General features: G+C 50.4%; 20 protein-coding genes. All 20 read left to right on the forward strand.

Annotated features, from left to right (window positions below; translation table 11 throughout):
- The first annotated feature begins 71 nt into the window (after positions 1-71).
- The 20 genes from dnaJ (at position 72) to ACTQ3K_RS05065 (ending at position 18,165) form a co-directional block, all read left to right on the forward strand.
- Positions 72-1,226: a molecular chaperone DnaJ gene (dnaJ, locus tag ACTQ3K_RS04970; protein WP_441566140.1), complete on the forward strand. Its 1,155-nt coding sequence runs from the start codon at positions 72-74 to the stop codon at positions 1,224-1,226.
- Between the two features lie 125 nt (positions 1,227-1,351).
- Positions 1,352-1,672: a hypothetical protein gene (locus tag ACTQ3K_RS04975; RefSeq protein WP_441566141.1), complete on the forward strand. Its 321-nt coding sequence runs from the start codon at positions 1,352-1,354 to the stop codon at positions 1,670-1,672.
- Between the two features lie 103 nt (positions 1,673-1,775).
- Positions 1,776-3,095: a Na+/H+ antiporter NhaC family protein gene (locus ACTQ3K_RS04980; RefSeq protein ID WP_441566142.1), complete on the forward strand. Its 1,320-nt coding sequence runs from the start codon at positions 1,776-1,778 to the stop codon at positions 3,093-3,095.
- Between the two features lie 240 nt (positions 3,096-3,335).
- Entirely contained in the window at positions 3,336-4,628 is a 1,293-nt protein-coding gene (locus ACTQ3K_RS04985) for a dihydroorotase (protein WP_441566143.1), read from the forward strand.
- The gene (gene pyrF, locus ACTQ3K_RS04990; RefSeq protein ID WP_441566144.1) at positions 4,618-5,547 is read left to right on the forward strand and encodes an orotidine-5'-phosphate decarboxylase; all 930 of its coding nucleotides are present in this window, start codon (positions 4,618-4,620) and stop codon (positions 5,545-5,547) included. Before ACTQ3K_RS04985 ends, pyrF begins: the two co-directional genes overlap by 11 nt.
- A 40-nt stretch (positions 5,548-5,587) precedes the next feature.
- Complete coding sequence (locus tag ACTQ3K_RS04995; RefSeq protein ID WP_441566145.1) at positions 5,588-6,361, forward strand: dihydroorotate dehydrogenase electron transfer subunit; 774 nt, start codon at positions 5,588-5,590, stop codon at positions 6,359-6,361.
- Positions 6,361-7,263: a dihydroorotate dehydrogenase gene (locus ACTQ3K_RS05000; protein ID WP_441566146.1), complete on the forward strand. Its 903-nt coding sequence runs from the start codon at positions 6,361-6,363 to the stop codon at positions 7,261-7,263. Before ACTQ3K_RS04995 ends, ACTQ3K_RS05000 begins: the two co-directional genes overlap by 1 nt.
- Before the next feature lie 16 nt (positions 7,264-7,279).
- The gene (pyrE, locus tag ACTQ3K_RS05005) at positions 7,280-7,957 is read left to right on the forward strand and encodes an orotate phosphoribosyltransferase (protein WP_441566147.1); all 678 of its coding nucleotides are present in this window, start codon (positions 7,280-7,282) and stop codon (positions 7,955-7,957) included.
- A 3-nt stretch (positions 7,958-7,960) separates the two neighbouring features.
- The gene (locus ACTQ3K_RS05010; protein WP_441566148.1) at positions 7,961-8,113 is read left to right on the forward strand and encodes a hypothetical protein; all 153 of its coding nucleotides are present in this window, start codon (positions 7,961-7,963) and stop codon (positions 8,111-8,113) included.
- Positions 8,114-8,141: 28 nt separating this feature from the next.
- The gene (locus ACTQ3K_RS05015; RefSeq protein ID WP_441566149.1) at positions 8,142-8,603 is read left to right on the forward strand and encodes a VanZ family protein; all 462 of its coding nucleotides are present in this window, start codon (positions 8,142-8,144) and stop codon (positions 8,601-8,603) included.
- 27 nt (positions 8,604-8,630) lie between these two features.
- Entirely contained in the window at positions 8,631-8,957 is a 327-nt protein-coding gene (locus ACTQ3K_RS05020) for a DUF6142 family protein (RefSeq protein WP_441566150.1), read from the forward strand.
- A gap of 18 nt (positions 8,958-8,975) precedes the next feature.
- On the forward strand, positions 8,976-9,296 hold the full coding sequence (locus ACTQ3K_RS05025) for a hypothetical protein (RefSeq protein ID WP_441566151.1): 321 nt from the start codon (positions 8,976-8,978) through the stop codon (positions 9,294-9,296).
- 12 nt (positions 9,297-9,308) lie between these two features.
- Positions 9,309-11,372, forward strand: coding sequence for an aminopeptidase (locus tag ACTQ3K_RS05030; protein WP_441566152.1), 2,064 nt, complete (start codon positions 9,309-9,311; stop codon positions 11,370-11,372).
- A 147-nt stretch (positions 11,373-11,519) separates the two neighbouring features.
- Positions 11,520-12,032 carry a 5-(carboxyamino)imidazole ribonucleotide mutase gene (purE, locus tag ACTQ3K_RS05035; protein ID WP_441566153.1) on the forward strand — a complete coding sequence of 171 codons (513 nt, stop codon included), beginning with the start codon at positions 11,520-11,522 and terminating at the stop codon, positions 12,030-12,032.
- Positions 12,033-12,048: 16 nt separating this feature from the next.
- The gene (purM, locus tag ACTQ3K_RS05040) at positions 12,049-13,074 is read left to right on the forward strand and encodes a phosphoribosylformylglycinamidine cyclo-ligase (RefSeq protein ID WP_441566154.1); all 1,026 of its coding nucleotides are present in this window, start codon (positions 12,049-12,051) and stop codon (positions 13,072-13,074) included.
- Complete coding sequence (purN, locus tag ACTQ3K_RS05045; protein WP_441566155.1) at positions 13,068-13,694, forward strand: phosphoribosylglycinamide formyltransferase; 627 nt, start codon at positions 13,068-13,070, stop codon at positions 13,692-13,694. The genes purM and purN overlap by 7 nt, the downstream gene beginning before the upstream one ends.
- Before the next feature lie 9 nt (positions 13,695-13,703).
- Positions 13,704-14,981, forward strand: coding sequence for a phosphoribosylamine--glycine ligase (purD, locus tag ACTQ3K_RS05050; protein ID WP_441566156.1), 1,278 nt, complete (start codon positions 13,704-13,706; stop codon positions 14,979-14,981).
- A 501-nt stretch (positions 14,982-15,482) separates the two neighbouring features.
- Positions 15,483-16,091 carry a protein adenylyltransferase Fic gene (gene fic, locus ACTQ3K_RS05055; RefSeq protein WP_441566274.1) on the forward strand — a complete coding sequence of 203 codons (609 nt, stop codon included), beginning with the start codon at positions 15,483-15,485 and terminating at the stop codon, positions 16,089-16,091.
- 16 nt (positions 16,092-16,107) lie between these two features.
- On the forward strand, positions 16,108-17,190 hold the full coding sequence (locus ACTQ3K_RS05060) for a Fic family protein (RefSeq protein ID WP_441566157.1): 1,083 nt from the start codon (positions 16,108-16,110) through the stop codon (positions 17,188-17,190).
- 285 nt (positions 17,191-17,475) lie between these two features.
- Complete coding sequence (locus ACTQ3K_RS05065; RefSeq protein WP_441566158.1) at positions 17,476-18,165, forward strand: helix-turn-helix domain-containing protein; 690 nt, start codon at positions 17,476-17,478, stop codon at positions 18,163-18,165.
- The last annotated feature ends 304 nt before the right edge of the window (positions 18,166-18,469 follow it).

Genomic DNA, 18,469 nt, shown 5'->3' on the forward strand with positions numbered 1-18,469 from the left:
AGGGCAGCCCCCGAAAGGGGGCGCCTTGAATCTTTTGGTGTGTCCGGGGAGATTTTGGAGAGGTGGAACAAGTGGCTGATAATAAAAGAGATTATTACGAGGTGCTCGGTGTCCCGAAGGATGCTGACGAGGCAGCATTAAAAAAGGCATATCGTGTGCTGGCAAAGAAATATCACCCGGATACCAACCAGGGAAATCCGGAGGCAGAAGCAAAGTTCAAGGAAGCGAGTGAGGCGTATGCGGTTTTAAGCGATCCGGAAAAACGGCGTCAGTATGATCAGTTTGGTCATGCAGCCTTTGACGGCGGAGCAGGAGGAGCCGGCGGCTTCGGCGGTTTTGATTTCAGCGGTGCGGATATGGGAGATATTTTCGGAGATATCTTCGGAGATCTGTTCGGCGGAGGAAGAAGCAGAAGCCGGGCAAACAACGGCCCCATGCGGGGAGCCAATCTGCGGACCAGTATTCGTATTACCTTTGAGGAAGCGCTGTTCGGCTGTGAAAAGGAGCTGGAGATCACCACAAAGGATGAGTGTGCTCAGTGCCACGGAACCGGTGCAAAGCCCGGAACTCAGCCGGAGACCTGTCCGAAGTGCAACGGCAAGGGCCAGGTGGTCTACACCCAGCAGTCCATGTTCGGCATGGTGCGGAATGTCCAGAACTGTCCGGACTGCGGCGGAACCGGAAAGATCATCAAGGAGAAATGTTCTGCCTGCCGCGGAACGGGATATACCAGCTCGAGAAAGCGGATCGCTGTTTCCATTCCTGCCGGAATTGATGACGGCCAGAGCGTAAGACTCCGCGGAAAAGGAGAGCTTGGTGTAAATGGAGGAGAACGGGGCGATCTGCTGGTTGAGGTTGTTGTTTCTCAGCATCCCACCTTCCGTCGTCAGGATACCAATATTTATTCTACGGTTCCTATCTCCTTTGCAACGGCAGCCCTTGGCGGCGAGATCCGAATTAAGACTGTGGATGGAGAAGTGGCCTACAATGTAGCGCCTGGAACGCAGACCGATACCAGGATCCGGCTGAAGGGAAAGGGCGTTCCGTTCCTGCGGAGCAAGAATACCAGAGGCGACCATTATGTAACTCTGGTAGTCAAGGTACCGGAAAAACTCAGTAAAGAGCAGAAGGAAGCTCTCCAGAAATTCCAGGAGGCCATGGGAGAGACGAACGGTGAATCTTCCCATGAAGAAAAACATAAAAAGAAGGGCTTCTTCAATAAATAAAATGCCTGACCCGGAAATGCTGTGCCAGCTTCGGAATCGATCAGAAAGCGAAAATGAGAGGTTCCATTTTTCGAGAAAATATGGTATGCTGGTAACAGGTTTTAAATCAGGCGGGAGATGATAACATGAATAAGGAACAGGCAAAAAAGAAGGTCATCCGGCGGCTTCTGGGAACGTTACTGATCCTGGCAGCCTGTGTCATTGGCGGAGGAATCCTCCATGCGCCGAGACAGACGGAAGCGAAAACGGCTGTTGTGGAAGAGGCGAAGACCGATGCCGTAAAGACCACCGAAGCGGAAACAGGCAGCAGCGATAACCAGTTTATCGTATATTTTCTGATCGGGCTGATTGTTTTCATCGTGATCATCAGTGCAGTGATCGCTGTGGTCAGCACTATCAGCTCTGTATCGGCGGCGATTTCCGATGAAGAGGACGGAGAAGACTAAATTAAAGTGCAAGTGCAGTACGAAAGAAAACCGCTGCAGGGAATACCTGCGGCGGTTTTGCGCTATCAGGAGATTTATGATACAAAAGAAATGGGAGGGTATTATGGAAGAGAAAAGAGTACAGAACAAAGAAAGAGAACGGGGAAATGTGTGGGGGCTTCTGCCCATTGGTGTATTTCTTGTGTTGTTCCTGGGAATGGGGATCATAAGCGGGGATTTTTACGGAATGCCGGCGGTGGTGGCATTTCTGATCGCCCTGATTGTGGCGTTTCTCCAGAACCGAAGCCTGTCCTTTGAAGAAAAACTGAAGATCATAGCGGCGGGGGTCGGAGATGAAAATATTGTGACCATGTGCCTGATCTTTCTCGCGGCCGGTGCCTTTTCCGGAACAGTGACGGCAGCAGGCGGCGCGGACAGTACCGTGGCTCTGGGATTATCCATTCTTCCGCCCGGAATTGCCGTGGCAGGGCTTATGCTGATTGGCTGCTTCATGTCGGTTTCCATGGGAACCAGTATGGGAACCATCGGGGCGCTGGCGCCCATTGCCATCGGGATCAGCGAAAAGACCGGATTTTCTATGGCAATCTGTATCGGCGCGGTGGTAAGCGGCGCTATGTTCGGTGATAATCTTTCTATGATATCCGACACGACCATTGCGGCAGTCCGTACCCAGGGGTGCGAAATGCGGGATAAATTCAAAGAAAATTTCCTGATGGTACTTCCGGCGGCGGTTATTTCACTGGTAATCTATGTGGTCATCAGCCGAAATACCAGCTTTTCTTTAGCAGAATCCGGAAGCTACAGTCTGCTTCAGGTACTGCCGTATCTGGTGGTTTTAGTGGGCGCCCTGGCAGGACTCAATGTCTTTCTGGTGCTGATCGGCGGCACGGTTCTGTCGGCGATTGTCGGTGTAGCCACCGGTGTTCTGGCACCGCTGGAGATCTTCAAGGTTATGGGAAACGGAGTCACCTCCATGTATGATATCACCGTGATCTCGATCCTGGTGGCCTGTATTGTATCGCTGGTGCGGAAGAACGGAGGAATCACCTGTATCCTGAATGTAATCCATAAGCGGATCCGCGGAAAAAGGGGAGCGGAGCTTGGAATCGCGTTTCTGGCAGTTTTGATCGACATGGCAACTGCCAATAACACCGTTGCCATCGTCATTGCCGGTCCTATTGCAAAAGAGATCAGTACGGACTACGGGATCTCGCCAAGACGGACGGCCTCTCTGCTGGACATTTTTGCATCCGTGACACAGGGACTGATCCCCTACGGGGCCCAGATCCTTCTTGCCTCCGGCCAGACCGGCCTGTCTCCCCTGGCGATCATACCTTATACCTTTTATCCGGTACTGATGGGTGTGACCGTACTGGGATTCCTGCTTTTGAAGCGGGTGGACATCTCGAACTCCGGCGTCTGACTGGTGTGATATCCAGCCTTCCGATGCGCTCATTCAGACGCTTTCCGGGCACAACCACTGGACGAAGCCACCGCCTTATGCTAGAATAAGTACGCGGACTTCTGTGGGAGGATGCGTGAATCACAGAGAACAGACAAAAAGCGTTATCAGCTAGAACCAGATATCAGAAACTGAGAAAAGTCAAGCGAATGTGAGAACCCGGTGCAGAGGCCGGAGTTCGGAGAAAGAGAGGCGGAGCCGATGAAGCTGCTGATCAGACAGGGACATGTTCTGGATCCGGATACGGGACGGAACGGAATTTATGATATTCTTACGGAGGACGGCGTGATCAGGACCGTGGCGGAGCATATCACGACGGAGGCAGACCGGGTGATCGAGGCAGAGGGTCTCTGGGTCATGCCGGGACTGATCGATCTCCATGTGCACCTGAGAGACCCCGGACTGGAATATAAGGAGACTCTTCATACAGGCGCCATGGCGGCTGCAAGAGGCGGAGTGACCACGATCTGCGCCATGCCAAACACGGTGCCGTCCACCGATTCCCCGGAGATGATCCGGAGTCAGAATGAGCGGGCGAAAACGGAATGTCCGGTCCATGTTTCCTTTATCGGAGCAGTGACAAAAGGACAGAAGGGTGAGGAACTGACCGATATTGCCGGAATGAAGCGCGAGGGCATGCTTGCCATCAGCGAGGACGGAAAATCCGTAATGAACGCCGGACTTTACCGGGAAGCCATGAAGATCGCAGCACAAGAGAATATCGTGGTCATGGCTCACTGTGAAGATAAAACAATGGTATGCGGAGGCGTCATGAATGCCGGAAAGAAGTCGGAGGAAATGGGACTTCCGGGAATCACCAACGGCGTTGAGGATGTGATCGCGGCCCGAGATATTCTGATCGCCAAGGAGACCGGCGCAAAGCTCCATCTGTGCCACTGTTCGACAAAGGACAGTGTGGAGATGGTGCGTCTGGCAAAGGAAGCCGGACTTCCGGTGACGGCAGAGGTATGCCCTCACCATTTCACCCTGACAGATGCCGATATCCCGTCTGATGACGGAAACTATAAGATGAATCCCCCCTTACGCTCCAGAGTCGATGTGGATGCCCTCATTGACGGGCTGAAAAAGGGGATTATCGATGTGATCTCCACCGACCATGCGCCTCACGGCGAGGAAGAAAAGGGCAGAGGGTTTGAAAAATCGCCCTTCGGAATCGTCGGACTGGAAACCAGTGTATCGCTGACCATCACAGAACTGGTGGATAAAGGAATCTTATCCCCTATGGAGATGGCGGAACGCATGAGTTATACACCGGCAAAAATCCTTGGTGTGGATAAAGGAAGCCTGGCGGAAGGAAAATGTGCAGATCTGACCCTTATCGATCCGGAGGCATCTTATGTGATCCGGAAGGAAGCGTTTGTATCCAAGGGAAAAAATACACCCTTTGATGGGAAGCAGGTAAAAGGAAAGGTCGTTATGACCATTGTTGACGGAACGGTTGTATACGAAGGAGGAAACGAGAGTGATCAATAAGCTGTGTGAAAAAATCAAAAAATTAAACGCGCCGATCGTGGTGGGACTGGATCCCATGCTGTCTTATGTACCGGAGCACATCGTGAAGAAATCTCTGGCGGAGCACGGCGAAACCCTGGAGGGTGCGGCAGATGCCATCTGGCAGTTCAACAAGGAGATCGTGGACGCAGTTTATGATCTGATCCCGGCGGTGAAGCCTCAGGTCGCCATGTATGAACAGTTTGGCGTGGCCGGTATGGCAGCATACAAAAAGACGGTGGATTACTGTCATGAAAAGGATCTGGTGGTGATCGGCGATGTAAAGCGTGGAGATATCGGTTCTACATCTGCGGCTTACGCAGTGGGTCATCTGGGAAAGGTTCAGGTGGGAAGCAGGATGCTGTCTGCCTTTAATGAAGATTTTGCAACTGTAAATCCTTATCTGGGAACCGATGGAATCAAGCCCTTTGTGGATGTATGCAGGGAAGAGAAAAAGGGATTGTTCATTCTGGTAAAGACCTCCAATCCCTCCAGCGGCGAGTTCCAGGACCGTATGATCGACGGCAGACCCTTATATGAATGGGTCGGTGAGAAGGTGGCAGAGTGGGGCGAAGACTGCATGGGCGATTCCTACAGCTATATCGGAGCTGTTGTTGGCGCGACCTATCCGGAGATGGGAAAGGTGCTCAGAAAGGTGATGCCCAAGTCCTTTATTCTGGTGCCCGGCTATGGCGCACAGGGCGGAAAGGCAGCAGACCTGGTTCCGTATTTCAATGAGGACGGTCTCGGCGCCATTGTAAATTCCTCCCGCGGAATCATTGCAGCATATAAGAAGGAACCCTATGCGAAGTTTGGTGCGGAGCATTTTGCGGAGGCGTCCAGACAGGCGGTTGTGGACATGATCGCGGACATCGACGGTGCGCTGCAGGCAGCAAAATAAGCAGATTGTTTATCATAAAAAAGCAGGTTAGGAGAAATCAATGGCAAAACGAAAAGAAACGGCGGCTGTGATCTCCCAGGAGCAGCTTGCACCGGGAATCTTCAGTATGTGGCTCCGGTGCGGACTGGCGGCGGAGGCAAAGCCGGGACAGTTTATTTCTATATACAGTAAGGATGGATCCAGGCTTCTGCCCCGTCCCATCAGCCTTTGTGAGATCGAAGCGGATCGTGTTCGTGTAGTCTACCGGACGGCCGGAAAGGGAACGGAAGAGTTTTCTTCTTATGAGACAGGAGAATCGGTGGATATTTTAGGGCCTCTCGGAAATGGATTTCCGATGGAGGAGGCAGCAGGAAAACGGATCTTCCTCATTGGCGGCGGGATCGGTGTGCCGCCCATGCTGGAAACGGCAAAGCAGCTTTCCGGCAAAGCAGATGTAACCATGGTTATGGGCTACCGGGATCAGAACCTGTTTTTAAAGGAAGAATTTGAGAAAAACGGGAAGCTTTTCATTGCCACTGAGGACGGAAGCTTTGGAACAAAGGGAAATGTCCTTAATGCCATCGAAGAAAATGGCCTGGAGGCAGATATCCTGTTTGCCTGCGGACCGAAGCCCATGCTGCGGGCACTGAAAACCTATGCGGCAGAGCATGGAATTCAGGCATGGATCTCCATGGAGGAAAAAATGGCCTGCGGGATCGGAGCCTGTCTGGCCTGTGTCTGCCAGTCAAAAGAGGTGGACGGACACAGCCATGTCCATAACAAGCGGATCTGCAAGGATGGTCCGGTATTTCGTGCCGAGGAGGTGGAGCTGTGATGAATCTTTCGGTAGAGCTGGCCGGTGTGACACTGAAAAATCCGGTTATGACAGCCTCCGGGACCTTTGGCTCCGGAGAAGAATACAGTGAGTTTGTAGATCTTGGCCGTCTGGGAGCGGTGGTAACAAAAGGAGTTGCCAACGTGCCCTGGCCCGGAAATCCCACCCCCAGGATCGCAGAGACCTACGGCGGCATGATCAATGCCATCGGTCTGCAGAATCCGGGAATCGATGTGTTTGTAAAGCGGGATCTCCCGTTTTTGAAAAACTATGATACAAGGGTGATCGTCAATGTCTGCGGAAAGACCACCGAGGATTATGTGGAAGTGGTGGAGCGGCTGGCAGACGAGCCGGTAGATCTTCTGGAGATCAATATTTCCTGTCCCAATGTTAAGGAAGGCGGGATCGCGTTCGGCCAGAATCCAAAAGCAGCGGAGGCTATCACAAGGGCTGTAAAAGAAAAAGCAAAGCAGCCGGTTATCATGAAGCTGAGCCCCAATGTCACCGACATTGCCGAGATGGCAAGAGCCGTGGAGGCAGGCGGCGCCGATGTGGTGTCTCTTATCAACACACTGACGGGCATGAAGATCGATATCAACCGGAGAACCTTTGCCGTTGCCAATAAGACCGGCGGCATGTCCGGCCCTGCGGTAAAGCCGGTGGCAGTCCGCATGGTTTACCAGGTGGCTCAGGCAGTGAAGATCCCGATCATCGGCATGGGTGGAATTCAGAACGCTGAGGATGCCCTGGAGTTTATTCTGGCGGGAGCAACGGCAGTATCGGTGGGAACTGCTAACTTCCATGATCCCTGTACCACGGTGAAGGTTGTGGAGGGGATCCGTGCGTATATGGAACAATACGGCGTGGAGGACATTCACGAACTGATCGGTGCAGTAAAATAGAGGAGGATTTGATCATATGGAACAGTATAAGCAGGAATTTATTGAATTTATGGTGGACTGTAAGGTTCTGAAATTCGGTGATTTTGTCACAAAGAGCGGAAGAAAGACCCCGTTTTTTATCAATACCGGGTTTTACCGCACCGGTGAACAACTGCGCAGACTGGGCGGCTATTATGCAAAGGCCATTGCCGATAAGTTCGGAACAGGGTTTGATGTGCTGTTCGGACCGGCTTATAAGGGGATTCCGCTGAGCGTAGCAGCGTCCATCGCCATCAGTGAACAGTACGGGGCCGACATCCGTTACTGCTCCAACCGGAAGGAAATCAAGGATCATGGAGATAAGGGGATTTTGCTTGGAAGCCCCATCGGTGACGGCGACAAGGTCGTGATCATTGAGGACGTGACCACGGCAGGAACCTCCATCAATGAGACGCTTCCGATCATCAGGGCTCAGGGTGATGTGGATGTGCTTGGTCTGGTGGTATCGGTAGACCGCATGGAGCGCGGACAGGGAAGTAAGTCGGCATTAAAAGAGATCCATGAAAAGTTTGGTCTGGAGACGACAGCCATTGTTACCATGGCTGAGGTGGTGGAGCATCTCTACAACCGTCCTTATAAGGGAGAGATCATCATTGATGATACCTTAAAGAAGGCAATTGACGCATATTATGAGCAGTACGGAGCTGAGGAATAAAGCATGAATGAGAAGGTTTATAAGACAATGACAAAGACCGGCGGCTTTTCCATCGCCATGGGGATCGTTTCCGTGGTGGTCGGACTGGTCGTAGGAATTGGCTGTATCGTAAGCGGCGCGCTGTTGTTAAAGCGGAAATCAGAGCTTACATTTTAAAACTTCAGGGTAATGAGGGTGCAGAAACGTGAAAAATAATCGGATCAAAGTCCTCCGCCTGGTGCTGTTTTTCTGTTATCTGGGCGGCGTGATCCATTTGATGTTCTTTTCCGAGGCCATGGGGCGGACAGAAATTTCAGAGTGCCTGAGGTATAACCTGGTGCCGTTCCGGGAAATGAAACGCTGTATTCGATATTGGGAAATTTTAGGCCCGATCAGTGCAGGTGTGAATCTTTTCGGAAACGTGGCAGTGTTCATGCCCTTTGGTTTTCTGCTTCCGATGTTTCGGGACAGCCTTCAGAAATGGTATCGGACAACCGCCTTAAGCCTGCTGTTCAGTTTATCCATTGAGACGCTCCAGCTTCTCACGAGGCGGGGCAGCTTTGATGTGGATGATCTGATCTTAAATACTCTGGGCGGACTGGCCGGCTACTGGTGCTTTCTGATCTTCCGGGCGGTCATGGCGAGACACAGACAGAAAAGAATGTAAATGTACCGGACGGTGCAGGAGGATAGTTTGAGCAAAAAGAAAACAAAGCTGTTTAAAATCAATTTCTCGGCGGCCGGCATGGTTTCGCTGATGATCTTTGCTGCGTCGCTTCTGATGATCGCTACGGCATTGATCATCGCATTCCGCAGCTACGGCCACGGAGATAATGTGATCGGCGGACTTGGATTTCTGGCGTTCTTTCTCCAGATCTTCGGGCTGATCCTGCCGATCCAGGATAAGAAAAAGCGCCCCAAGGAAGAGGAAATGCCTCTGCTTTCCAAGATTTCCATCGGCTGTAATGCGGTGGGAATGGCCGGGCTTACGGCGGTCTATGTTTTAGGAATCGTACTTTAGAAAAAGGAGACAGGATTCGTGGGAATCGATAATTTAACAAACATGTGGAGTGGTCTGCTGGCTCTGATCTTTATTTTCATGGGAGTTCAGGTGCGGATGGGAAAGACCGAGTTTCTCGGAAAAAATGCCGAGCGGGATATTAAACCGGAGGTAAAACAGGCATACTGCAAGGAGATCAGTATTCCGATTTTTCTGATGGCAGCTGTGGAGATTGCTGATCTGGTCCTCCAGTATACGGTGGACGGTGCAGAGTCCTGGTCGCTTCTGCTTCTGGGAGCAGGGATTCTGATCGGCATCATCTGGATTACCATAGTACAGAGAAAATACAGTAAAATGTAGGGAGCTTAAACAGTGGATATTTTAAAAGAACGCTATGAACTTTCCATGGAGCGGATCCGTGAGATCCGGGAAGAGTGTGACGGGCAGAACCCTCCCTGCGGGGAGCAGGCGGCCGGATATTTTAAGGAGCAGGCAGAGCTGCTTCTGTATCTGGATGAGGTAAGAGGTGCGCTTTTACAGGAGGCACAGTCCGGGCTGCCGTCCCTGGAGATTTTACAGGAACGGAACAGGCGTTTATATGCTGGGATTTCAGGAAAGGCCTATGAGACAAGCGGAGCCAATCCGGCAGTGACGGCAAGGCTGTTTGGGCCGGAGGCAGGCCGGAAGATGGCTTTTCTGGCAGCGGAGCTTCGGGGCGGAATTGCCTATGTGTATGAGGACCGCATGGAGGAATGGGTGCCCTGTCTGGAAATTTTTATTGAAGTTTATAACATTTTTGAATCTAAAGAAATAAATGAGTTTACAAACGAAACATTCCTGCAGGAACTGCAGGAGGCTCTTTATTACTATATCAGCGACTACTGTGATGTGACGGTGGCAAGACGGATCCGCGAACAGCTGGATCCTTCCCTTGATTTTGCAGTCCGGATCATCATGGAGAGCAATCTTTCTGATCTTCGTTATCTTTACCGGTTCGGTGAATACATTTCCGATAATCAATGGAAAACAGCAGAATATTTAAATACCCTTTCCGAATCCGAAATTGAACAGATGGCTTCTGTTTATACGGAAGGCTATCGCCGGGGCTTTGAACTGGCAGGGATCGATCTGTCAAAAAAGAAGATCGTGGAGCTTCGTTATGAGATCGGTTTTGAGCGGATTCTCCGGGCGGCGATCCGGCAGTTTGCTGCCATGGGCTTAAAGCCTGTGCTGTTCCGTGCGGCGGTAAGCGCAGCCAACAGGCGCCAGCACCTGAAAATCGGATATTTCGGCGGTTATGCCAACCGACAGTATGAATATGACCACCGGTTTGACAATGCACTGTTTTTAGACAAAGCCTACCGTGAACGGAAGCTTTCGGTCATGCGGGTAACGTATGAGGAGCTGGAGCGTGCGGCGTCTGTCTATGCAGGGCCGGCAGTCATGGAAACCTTCGGCGAGAAACCTTTTGTTTATGAGACAAAGCCGGAGGCGTATACGTTAAATGAAAAGCAGAAGAAGCTCCTGACTGAAATGAATGCACAGGCGGCGGAACTGGTAAACCAGTATATCCGCGGCGAGGAGCGCAGCTTTACGATCATCTCCTGGCCGGTGCCGGAGATCGGACCGGAGTTTCCGGAAATCTTTCATGAAACGATCCGGATCAATACCCTGGATTATGAAAGCTATAAGAAGATCCAGGGGGTGCTCATCGATGCACTGGATTCGGGCGAGGCAGTGGAGGTCACCGGGCGGAACGGAAACCGTACCCACATGCATGTGGCGCTCCATGAATTAAAGAATCCGGAAAAGGAGACCAATTTTGAGAACTGTCTTGCCGATGTGAATATTCCGCTGGGAGAGGTATTTACCTCCCCGAAGCTTGCGGGAACGGAGGGCGTGCTCCATGTCTCCCAGATTTATATTAACGATGTAGAATACCGGGATCTGGAAATTCAGTTTAAAAACGGTATGACTGCCGGGTATTCCTGTGAGGCAGGAAAGTCTGTGATCGAGGAGAATCTTCTTTATAATCATAAGGCACTTCCCCTGGGAGAGTTTGCCATCGGAACCAACACAACGGCTTATGCCATGGCAGAGCGGTTTGGAATCCTGGACCGCTTAAAGATCCTGATCATCGAGAAGATGGGACCTCACTTTGCAATCGGTGATACCTGTTATAGTCATGCCGAGGAGGTAAAGGTCTATAATCCGGACGGAAAGGAGATCATCGCCAGAGACAACGAATGTTCTCTCAGGCGGAAGGAGGTGCCCGGTGAGGCGTACTTTAACTGCCATACAGACATTACGATCCCCTATTCGGAGCTTGGAGATATCACGGTGATTCATAAGGATGGGACGAGGATTTCACTGATCCGGGAGGGAAGATTTGTGCTTCCGGGGACAGAGGAGTTAAACCGGGCACTGGAATTCTAAAATTTCCTGTCTGCCGGGGTTGTGTTAGTCTGTCAATCTATGCTAAAATGAGCAGGGTAACAGGAACAATTACGGCTGCAAGTGGGCATCGGATTGTTCTGGTTAAGAGATATGATGTTTATCCAAAGAGGAAAGAGGAGAAACCGAATGGCAAAAGTAGGAATTATTATGGGAAGCGATTCCGATCTGGTAGTGATGAGCAAGGCAGCTGATGTGCTGGATAAGCTTGGTGTGGATTATGAGATGACGATCATCTCTGCTCACAGAGAACCGGATGTGTTTTTTGAATATGCGAAGTCTGCGGAGGCCAAGGGCTTTAAGGTAATTATTGCCGGTGCCGGCATGGCAGCTCATCTGCCGGGAATGTGCGCCGCTATTTTCCCTATGCCGGTGATCGGTGTGCCGATGCATACCACATCACTCGGAGGACGGGATTCTCTTTATTCAATCGTACAGATGCCCTCCGGCATTCCTGTGGCGACCGTTGCCATCAACGGCGGAGCCAACGCGGGAATCCTGGCGGCAAAGATCCTGGCAGTGTCAGATCCGGAGCTTCTTGGCCGGTTAAAGGCATACTCGGAGAATCTGAAGGAACAGGTAGTTGCAAAAGCAGAGAAACTGGACAAGCTTGGATATCAGGAATATTTAAAACAGAAATAAGGGACGGAGGATTAGTATGGATTACAAGAAAGCTGGAGTAGACATTGAAGCCGGATATAAGGCTGTGGAATTGATGAAGAAGCATGTACAGGGAACCATGCGCCCCGAGGTACTGGGCGGAATCGGCGGCTTTTCCGGAGCCTTTTCCCTGGATTCCTTTAAGAATATGGAGCATCCGACGCTGCTTTCCGGAACCGATGGTGTCGGAACTAAATTAAAGCTGGCGTTCGCACTGGACAAGCATGATACCATCGGAATCGACTGTGTTGCCATGTGTGTCAACGATGTGGCCTGTGCAGGCGGCGAGCCGTTATTTTTCCTGGATTATATCGCATGCGGAAAGAACGAGCCGGAGAAGATCGCAACCATCGTAAGCGGCGTGGCAGAGGGCTGCCGCCAGTCCGGTGCGGCTCTGATCGGCGGTGAAACAGCCGAAATGCCCGGATTCTATCCCGTGGATGAATATGATCTGGCCGGATTCGCGGTTGGTATCGTGGATCAGAAGGATCTGATCTCCGGAAAGGATTTAAAGGCCGGTGATGTACTGATCGGCATGGCGTCCTCAGGAATCCATTCCAACGGCTATTCTCTGGTGCGTAAGGTGTTCTCCATGTCTGAGAGCAGCTTAAACACATACTGTGAGTCTCTTGGTGCAACTCTTGGAGAGACACTGTTAGTACCCACCAAGATTTATGTGAAGGCTCTGAAATCCATCCGCGAAGCAGGTGTGACCGTAAAGGCATGCAGCCATATCACAGGCGGCGGTTTCTATGAGAACGTTCCCAGAATGCTGATCGACGGAACGAGAGCCGTTATTGAAAAGAAGAGCTATCCTGTTCCGCCGATTTTCTCCATGATGGCGAAGGACGGACAGATTGAAGAGCATATGATGTACAATACCTTCAATATGGGTATCGGCATGGTGCTGGCAGTTCCCGAGGCCGATGTTGATAAGACCATGGAGGCCATCAAGGCAGCAGGCGAGGCTCCGTATGTGATCGGAAGGATCGAAGCCGGTGACAAGGGAGTAACCTTATGTTAAGAGTTGGCGTCTGTGTGTCCGGAGGCGGAACAAACCTCCAGGCGATCATCGACAAGGTGGAGAATGGAACGATTACAAATACCGAGCTTTGTGTGGTCATCAGCAACAACGCCGGAGCGTACGCTCTGGAGCGGGCAAAAGCCCATAAAATTCCGGCGATCTGTATTTCTCCGAAGAATTATGAGAGCCGGGAGGCCTTTAATGAGGCGTTTCTGGATACCGTTGACAGTTATCATCTGGATCTGATCGTGCTGGCCGGTTTCCTGGTGGTGATCCCGCCGAAGCTGGTGGAGCGTTATGCGAATCGGATCATCAATATCCACCCGTCTCTGATCCCGTCCTTCTGCGGAACAGGGAATTACGGGCTGACAGTCCATGAGCATGTACTGGCAAGAGGGGTTAAGGTAACCGGGGCAACGGCGCATTTTGTGGATGAGGGAACGGATACAGGCCCCATTATTCTCCAGAAGGCGGTTGCTGTGGAGGATGATGATACACCGAAAAGCCTTCAGCTGCGCGTTATGGAGCAGGCTGAATGGGAGATCCTTCCAGAAGCCATTAACCTGATTGCAAATGATAAGATCGAAGTGAAAGACGGACGGGTAATCCGCCGGAAATAGGAGGAAGCCATGAACGTATTGATAGTAGGAAGCGGCGGAAGAGAGCATGCGCTGGCATGGAAGATCTCCAAGAGCAGCCGCGTGGAGAAAATCTACTGCGCTCCCGGAAACGCAGGAATTGAGGAATATGCCGAATGTGTGCCCATCGGCGTTCTGGATTTTCCGGCATTGACTGCGTTTGCAAAGGAAAAAAACATAGGTCTGACAGTTATCGGCATGGATGATCCGCTGGTAGCCGGTATTGTGGATGCCTTTGAAGCGGAGGGACTGCGTGTATTCGGCCCCAGCAAGGCCGCGGCGATCCTGGAGGGTTCCAAGGCATTTTCCAAGGATCTCATGAAAAAGTACCAGATTCCTACGGCAGCTTATGAAAATTTTGAAGATCCGGAAAAGGCACTGGCTTATTTGGAAAACGCACAGTTCCCTATCGTATTAAAGGCTGACGGTCTTGCACTCGGTAAAGGTGTTCTGATCTGCAATACTCTGGAGGAAGCAAAGGACGGCGTGAAGGAGATCATGCTGGATAAAAAGTTCGGTACTGCAGGAAACCAGATGGTCATTGAAGAATTCCTGACCGGACGTGAGGTTTCGGTATTGTCCTTCGTAGACGGAAATACCGTTCGTATCATGACCTCCGCCCAGGATCATAAACGGGCAGGAGACGGCGATACCGGCCTCAACACCGGCGGCATGGGAACGTTTTCTCCCAGCCCCTTCTATACGAAGGAGGTAGACGAGTTCTGCCAGAAGTATGTATACCAGGCAACGGTAGATGCCATGAAGGCGGAGGGCCGTACCTTTAAGGGAATCATCTTCTTCGGCCTCATGCTGACAGAAAAAGGTCCCCGCGTTCTGGAATACAATGCCCGTTTCGGCGATCCGGAAGCACAGGTAGTCATTCCCAGAATGAAAAACGATATTATCGATGTCATGGAAGCCTGCATCGACGGAACACTTTCGGACATCACCCTGGAATTCGAGGACAACGCTGCAGTCTGTGTCGTTCTGGCGTCCGACGGATATCCGGTAAAATATGAAAAAGGCTATGTGATCTCCGGTCTCGATACGGTGAAAGCCCATGAAGACGAGGGCTACTATGTGTTCCATGCCGGAACAAAGCGCACCGAAAAAGGCATTGTGACCAACGGCGGCCGTGTCCTCGGCGTGACAGCCAAAGGCCCTGATTTAAAGACCGCAAGAGCCAATGCATATAAAGCTACCGAATGGGTAAGCTTTGAGAATAAATATATGAGACATGATATCGGAAAGGCCATTGATGAGGCGTAAGTTTTCGACAGATACCGCCAGATAAGCCAGGAACAGCCTCTCTCATCACGCTCCAATTGGAAGTCGCTGAATGAGAGAGGCAGATTCCTGGCTTTCCTTGTATGTTTCGAAAACTGCCGTCCTCATAGGAGATGGCCGGAGCAGGGCGGCATATTTTGTGTGTCGGAAAACTGCCGTTCTCATCGGAGATGGCCGGAGCAGGGCGGCATAGTTCGTGTGTCGGAAAAGCGTTGTCATCATTTATAACAGAATGTGTTGGACGCAGCACAAAAAAATCGTTATAATTAAAGCAGGGTTTAAGAAATGCAAGGTCTGTCGATAGCGTGATCTCAATTGTACAGAGCTTTAAATAAGCGAGTGGAGAAATATGTATAGGCAGGAATTCACAGTAAATAATGATTATAAATGCTTATAATGGCGGATTCAAATTGCCCGGCCAGGTCTGGGAGAAAGGAGAATCATCTGGCTTAAAAAGAAGGATAAGCAGATGAGAAGTACATGATGGCATTGGAAAATAAATTAGGCCTGACAAGCTCTGCAGAGCTTGCCCGTGAAGAGGAGCGTATCAGCAAGAAAAGGGCGGTGGAGCTGTTTGAAAATGGTGTACTTGATTCTCTTCCGGCAGGCAGGTTCTCAACCTTGCAGGAGATTCACAGACATCTTTTTGAAGATATTTATGATTTTGCCGGCAAACTGCGCACGGTGAATCTGGCGAAGGGAAATTTCCGTTTTGCGCCGTTAATGTATCTGGAAGCGGCACTGTCAAACATTGACAAGATGCCGCAGTCCAATTTTGATGAGATCGTCGAAAAGTATGTGGAGATGAATATTGCTCACCCATTTCGTGAGGGCAACGGACGCAGCACCCGTATCTGGCTCGATCATATACTGAAAACCGAAATTGGCTATGTCGTTGACTGGAGTAAAGTAGATAAAGAGGATTATCTCCTTGCGATGGAGCGCAGTCCCATCAAGGATGTGGAAATCAAGGTGCTGCTGAGGGCGGCGCTGACCGATGAGATTAACAGCCGAGAGATTTTTATGAAGGGGATTGATCACAGCTACTATTACGAGGGGTATACAACCTTTAAGGCTGAGGATTTGAAGTAAGGAATGAGGTGCAGATATGCCGGATAAGAATTGGCAGTTTGAACTGGAGGAATATATCAGGCAGGGTGAACCGGACAGAGCCGAAAAAAGCGGAGCGTGGCAGACGGCCATAGGTCTGCAGGCGGTTGACGGGCTGAATACGTCGGCGTATTTGCTGGACACTGCAAAGGATCATATCGAGGGAAAAATCACCATTGATGAAGCGCAGAAGCGTATTCACAGCTATTACGAGCAACGCATTGCCCGGACTGAATTTGAAAACGAAACGAAAGAGGCAGACATTGTCTCAGCAAGAATCGCAAAGCTGCTAGGGGAAAAAGCATTCCAATTCTCGCCAATCGAATGGATTTCGATTCACCGCAGATTATTTGAGGGCGTGTTCAGTCATGCCGGTAAGATCAGGCAGTACAATATTACAAAAAAAGAGTGGGTCTTGGGGGGAGACACCGTGATCTATGCTGATTACAGCAACATCAAGGATATTCTGGATTATGACTTTACCACCGAAAAACAGTTCTCCTATGAGGGCTTGTCTGTTGATGCGGCTGTGAAGCATCTGGCAAAATTTGTTTCGGATATCTGGCAGATTCACCCCTTTGGCGAGGGAAATACCCGTGCTACGGCTGTTTTCATGATCAAATATATGAAAACCTTTGGGTTTCGGGTAAACAATGATGCGTTTGAGAAAAACTCCTGGTATTTCCGCAATGCTCTGGTAAGAGCAAACTATACGAATCTGCAAAAAGATATTCATTCTACTACAAAGTTTTTAGAGATGTTCTTTGCGAATCTTCTTTTGGGGGCGGATTATGAGTTGAAGAATCGGTATATACACGTGGATTATGCAGATGAATATGTGCCCCAAAGTATCAAAGCTAAAGCTTCAAAGTATCAATTTGATACTTTGGATTGTTCTCTGGAGGAATTGGCAATTCTGAAATTGATAGCCAAGAATCCGACCGTAAAGCAGCAGGAACTTGTAAATGCAACGGGAAAGTCGATTGCAACTGTAAAACGGATTATGAAATCTCTGCGGGAGAAAAATTATATACGCAGAGAAAACGGCAAGCGATACGGGAAATGGGAAATGCTGATCTGAAATAATCGTGCCGTCCGGCGTTGTCCCTTCTTCACACCCGGCTCCAACCTGGAAGTCGCCTCTGTGAAGAAGGGGCAGTGGAGCCGGGCGGCATATTTTTTATTGTTTAAAAGATACAGCTGCATCGGAGGGGATAAGTAAAGATAATTGGAAGGAAAACTCGGATTCTCATTCTGTGTCGTGGCGTTTTTCGGAAGATTTTGCTAGGGTAAAAGAACATTCAGGCAGGAAAAGGCAGAAATGATAAGGACTGTGTTTAAACGAGCCGAACGGGAAAGGAGCAGAATGATGGAACAGCAGAAGATCGGACAGCTTCTGAAAGAACTTCGGAAGGGAAAAGGGCTGACGCAGGCTCAACTGGCGGAGCAGTTCGGGGTGTCGGACCGGTCGGTTTCCAGATGGGAGACCGGCGTGACACTGCCGGATCTGTCGGTATTGGTGGAACTGGCAGACTTTTATGAAATTGATATTCGGGAGCTTATTGACGGCGAACGGAAGCAGGCAGAGGAGAAGAAGGCGGAAGAAGTGAAGGACACATTGCGGAGAGCAGCAGAGTATGCAGACGGGGAAAAACAGAAGCAGGTGGGAAGGCTGAAAAAACGGATCAATCTGGTCTTTGCCGGATTCGGCTGTCTTTTCATGGTGATGGCCTTTGTGGTATTTCCCAGCGAAAGCGGCTGGGCAGTGAAATTTGCACTTCTTGGTGCAGTTATGACCTTTGTGGCCGTTTTTCTGCTTCTGGAACGGCATCGTCTTCTGGTTTCCGTGGGAATCTTTATCGCGTTGCTCATCGGCATGATCGGAATGGATTTTGCCAGCGTGTGGTATATCCGTCAGCCGCCCCGGTTCTCCTTATGGACCGAATACAGCGATACCGCAGTCACATACCATGCACCGTTTTATACCGTAAGCCGATATAACCGCGACACACCGGAAGAAACCTATGAAATCGAGATAGGAGAAAGCAGGCTGTGAAAGATTGATGTATGTGTCGTCCGGCTGGCCTGGATGAGCCGAGGGGGAGGAGAATTTCCGCGCAGGCTTCTCACAAAACTATTTGACAACGCCCTGCCTTAATGATAGACTATTTTCATTATATGTCCATGAGGGAGTAGCAAGCGTAAAACGTAGCAAGTCAACATACTGGCCAAACGGTCTGGCTTGTTTTAAATTGCGAGACTCATGTATAGAGGAACCTATACATGAGGTCTATCATTTTTGCATAGAAATCCATGTATAGCGGAAACGTTATCCATGGATTTTTTGTTTCAGAGGAAAG

The organism is Candidatus Paralachnospira sp. LCP21S3_A2 (assembly GCF_052118925.1).
Taxonomy (GTDB): domain Bacteria; phylum Bacillota; class Clostridia; order Lachnospirales; family Lachnospiraceae; genus Lientehia.

Bases quoted from the DNA above. Each gene is read 5' to 3' on its own strand.
- ACTQ3K_RS04975 (WP_441566141.1), top strand. From the start codon at position 1,352: ATGAATAAGGAACAGGCAAAAAAGAAGGTCATCCGGCGGCTTCTGGGA.
- ACTQ3K_RS04980 (WP_441566142.1), top strand. From the start codon at position 1,776: ATGGAAGAGAAAAGAGTACAGAACAAAGAAAGAGAACGGGGAAATGTG.
- ACTQ3K_RS04985 (WP_441566143.1), top strand. From the start codon at position 3,336: ATGAAGCTGCTGATCAGACAGGGACATGTTCTGGATCCGGATACGGGA.
- ACTQ3K_RS04995 (WP_441566145.1), top strand. From the start codon at position 5,588: ATGGCAAAACGAAAAGAAACGGCGGCTGTGATCTCCCAGGAGCAGCTT.
- ACTQ3K_RS05000 (WP_441566146.1), top strand. From the start codon at position 6,361: ATGAATCTTTCGGTAGAGCTGGCCGGTGTGACACTGAAAAATCCGGTT.
- pyrE (WP_441566147.1), top strand. From the start codon at position 7,280: ATGGAACAGTATAAGCAGGAATTTATTGAATTTATGGTGGACTGTAAG.
- ACTQ3K_RS05010 (WP_441566148.1), top strand. From the start codon at position 7,961: ATGAATGAGAAGGTTTATAAGACAATGACAAAGACCGGCGGCTTTTCC.
- purE (WP_441566153.1), top strand. From the start codon at position 11,520: ATGGCAAAAGTAGGAATTATTATGGGAAGCGATTCCGATCTGGTAGTG.
- purM (WP_441566154.1), top strand. From the start codon at position 12,049: ATGGATTACAAGAAAGCTGGAGTAGACATTGAAGCCGGATATAAGGCT.
- purN (WP_441566155.1), top strand. From the start codon at position 13,068: ATGTTAAGAGTTGGCGTCTGTGTGTCCGGAGGCGGAACAAACCTCCAG.
- purD (WP_441566156.1), top strand. From the start codon at position 13,704: ATGAACGTATTGATAGTAGGAAGCGGCGGAAGAGAGCATGCGCTGGCA.
- fic (WP_441566274.1), top strand. From the start codon at position 15,483: ATGGCATTGGAAAATAAATTAGGCCTGACAAGCTCTGCAGAGCTTGCC.
- ACTQ3K_RS05060 (WP_441566157.1), top strand. From the start codon at position 16,108: ATGCCGGATAAGAATTGGCAGTTTGAACTGGAGGAATATATCAGGCAG.
- ACTQ3K_RS05065 (WP_441566158.1), top strand. From the start codon at position 17,476: ATGATGGAACAGCAGAAGATCGGACAGCTTCTGAAAGAACTTCGGAAG.